Annotated in this window: 3 protein-coding genes and 1 pseudogene; 1 reads left to right on the top strand and 3 read right to left on the bottom strand. The window is 70.3% G+C overall.

From position 1 onward, the window contains the following. Window positions 1-235 (bottom strand): annotated as a pseudogene (locus ACOJSN_RS01040) (hypothetical protein); the annotation flags it as partial. 242 nt (window positions 236-477) lie between these two features. Here ACOJSN_RS01040 and ACOJSN_RS01035 point away from each other — a divergent pair. Continuing rightward, window positions 478-1,488, top strand: coding sequence for a LacI family DNA-binding transcriptional regulator (locus ACOJSN_RS01035; protein WP_420110653.1), 1,011 nt, complete (start codon window positions 478-480; stop codon window positions 1,486-1,488). On the opposite strand, the gene ACOJSN_RS01030 is transcribed toward ACOJSN_RS01035, so the two are convergent. Both ACOJSN_RS01030 and ACOJSN_RS01025 read right to left on the bottom strand, forming a co-directional pair. Further along, a complete protein-coding gene (locus ACOJSN_RS01030; RefSeq protein ID WP_420110652.1) occupies window positions 1,474-1,908 on the bottom strand; it encodes a hypothetical protein in 435 nt (144 codons plus the stop codon). The two genes, ACOJSN_RS01035 and ACOJSN_RS01030, sit on opposite strands and share 15 nt — an antisense overlap. A 41-nt stretch (window positions 1,909-1,949) precedes the next feature. Then, entirely contained in the window at window positions 1,950-2,894 is a 945-nt protein-coding gene (locus tag ACOJSN_RS01025; protein ID WP_420110651.1) for an ADP-ribosylglycohydrolase family protein, read from the bottom strand. Between the last annotated feature and the right edge of the window lie 209 nt (window positions 2,895-3,103).

Genomic DNA, 3,103 nt, shown 5'->3' with positions numbered 1-3,103 from the left:
GGGGCGCGAGGTTGAGGTTGATCCCGACGCCGGACTCCTCCTCGTAGGCATCGGCCAGGTCCTGGAAGGCCGAGCCGCGGCCGGCAGCCTCGTAATAGCTCCAGAAGTTGAGGGTGGTGCCGCCTCCGCCGCCACCCTGGTTGCCGGTGGACTGGCACCCGGACAGGGCCGTGGCGCCGGCCGCACCTGCGGCCGCCATGGCCAGTAGCGAGCGGCGTGAGAACTGAGTATTCATCCCGATCTTGCTCCTTCGTTGGAGGACGCATCGGTAGCGTCCGGACGATGCGCAATCGTTTGTTGCACAATCGATTGCGCCTACAATGCGCTGAGGGGACGGGTTCGCGCTAGTCCAGCGACGGCTTCGTGATCGAATCGTTACCAAGCGGACGGGAGGATGCGGATGGGTGCGTGCCGGTCGGCGTCGGCTTCGGCCAAGATGGGGGCTTCGCATGCGCCGACGCAGGGAGGGAAGCGCCTATGCCCACGTTGAGCGATGTGGCAGCCCGGGCAGGGGTCTCGGTCTCCGTTGCCTCGCGGGCGCTCACCGGCGACCCACGCGCCCGCGTGAACGCTGCGACGCGTGAGCGCGTGCGCGCGGCCGCCGCCGATCTCGGATATCAGCCGAACTTCGCCGGGCGGGCGCTGCGGCTGGCGCGAACCGAGGTGCTCGCGCTCGTGGTGCCGGGGATCACGAACTCGTTGGTCTCCGAACTCATCCGTGGCGTCGAGGACGAGGCCTCCAGCGCCGGATACACGGTGCTGCTCGGGCGCGCCGAGGACATCCAACCGGGCAACCCGATGGTCGATCGGCTCCTCGGCGAGGGCAGGGTCGACGGCATGATCCTGCAGCCCGTGGGAGACATGGCGACGAGCGACATCGAGCACGTGTTCAGGTTCGCGGTTCCCACCGTGACGATCCATCGAGAGGTCGATGGTGTCAGTTCCGTTGCGGTTCCTGACGCTGCAGGGACCGCGATGGCGACGCGCCACCTCGCGCAGCAGGGGCATGGGCGGATCGGGCTGATCGGTGGTCCGAGGCAGTCCCAGACTGCGGCCCGGCGCGAGTCCGGATTCCGGGACGCGATGGCCGCCGAGGGGCTCGATGTTCACGAGGAGTGGGTGCTCCGTGAGGGATACATCGACAAGGACGGTGCCCGCGGTCTCCAGCGGATGATGAGCCTGGATGTGACCCCGACAGCCGTCGTCGCCGCGAATGTCCACGCCGCCGTGGGGGTGCTCGCCGAAGCGCGCCGGCTCGGCCTGTCGGTCCCGAACGACCTCTCGGTGATGTCGGTGCACGACTCCTGGTCCGCCGAGCACACCTGGCCGCCGCTGAGCAGCGTGCGGTTGCCGTTATACGAGATGGGAAGGGCCGCCGTCGTCTCGCTGCTCGCAGAGGTCGGCGGCCGCGCCGCCGGCGACCGCCACCTCGTTGCCGAGCCGCCGCCGATCCTGGTCGAGCGGGAATCGGTGTCAGCGCCGAGGTGAGCGTGCTGGCCCCACATCGTCGTGGACGCTCAGACTGACCACCGCCGTGGTCGGCCGCACTGTCACGTGCTCGCTGTCCACGAGCCCAAGGATCACCAACGTCATCCGTGAGCCGACCCGCACGGCGGGCAGCTCGGCGAGTGCGAGCGGAGTGCCGTCACCGCGGAGGCCGGCCAGCAGCCGGCCGTGCTCCGGTAGGCCGGGACGGCTCGCGACGAACGCGCCCGCATGCACCTCGATCCCGCTTTCGGTGAGCCCCTCCGGGACCCCCACCACGTCCACCTCACGATCGTCGGGAAGCATCCGAGTGGCAGTCATCGCCGCGGCGTCGATCAGGTAGGTCACCCCCGACTCGGTCGTGGCGAGCACCCTCGGATGGGCCTTGAGGTCTTCCGGCGTGGTCCATGTCGTCATTGCCATGCCGCAGTGATACCGCCGACGCTCCCGCGGAAGCACCGAATCTAGGCGACGATCTGCCGCGCCATCTCGTCGAGCGCGGCGGCGTCGATCCCCGGCCAGCCGTGCAGGATCGCGGTCCACCCTGCAGGGATGGCGCTCGCGCCCCAGCGGGCGCCGAGCAGGGCGCCCGCGATCGCGGCGACCGTGTCGGTGTCGTGCCCGATCCTGATCGCCGTGACCAACGCACGAGACAGGTGATGGTGAGGTTCGCCGTCGGGAACGGGTGTGTGGACGATCGCCGACCACGCCGCCTGCAACGCGCCGATCGACCACGCATTCTGCGTGAAGGTCGGCGGCGGCGCCTCCGCCGCGGTGCTTAGTACCGTTCGCCAGTGGTCGGGTCGGGGTATCCAGGGTGCGACGTGGTCGAACGTCGGGAGGTCTTCGGTGAGCACGGCGTGCCGGATCATGAGCGACCACAGGGCGCACGCCTCGGTGGCGTCGGGCTCGTAGTGGGTCAGCGCGCTCACCGCGATCGCCGCCTCGACCAGTGCTTCCGGGTCGTCGAGATAGGCGAGCGCGACCGGACCGGTGCGCATCAGCGATCCGTTCCCCGCGCTGCGACCCGCCCGCTCATGAGCGGCGTGTGCCGCCGCTGCCATGCCTGCGCCCGTGGGGCGGCGGCAGGCCTCGGCGAGCACCTGCGCCGTCTGGATTCCGATGTCGGCCGGGTCCGAGGCGAACCAGTCGGCGAAGCCGTGGGCCACGGCGTCGAGCCCCGCCGCCGACCGGAGGTCGTCGCCGGTCGCCGCAGCGCGCGCCACCGCGACCGCCATCGAGGTGTCGTCCGTCCACTCGCCCGGCGCGAAGTTCCCCAGCCCGCCGCCGATCATGCCCGGCTCCAGATCAGCCGCGACGGTCTCGAACTCGTAGCCAGCACCGAGCGCATCACCCGCCGCCGACGCGATCACCACACCGCACGCTCGATCCAGCTGCGCCTCATCCATTCCTTGATTCTGCCCTGAGACCGGGCGTCGGAGGCAGCGAGTACGGCATGCGCACGGTCCTCCGCGCGCAGTAGCTCCGGCGAAAACGATCGCGAGCCATCCGCCCCAGGCGGGCTCGTCATCCCAGCCGTCCGGGTCGCGCGCGGCACGAACAATCCGGAGCACGGGCGAACACCGAGCAACTGACGCGATCCCCGGTCCGCTACTGC

The sequence above is a fragment of the Pseudactinotalea sp. genome (assembly GCF_048594945.1).
Taxonomy (GTDB): domain Bacteria; phylum Actinomycetota; class Actinomycetes; order Actinomycetales; family Beutenbergiaceae; genus Pseudactinotalea.
The sequence above is the reverse complement of the archived record's forward strand: the minus strand, read 5'-3'. Positions and strand labels throughout refer to the sequence as shown.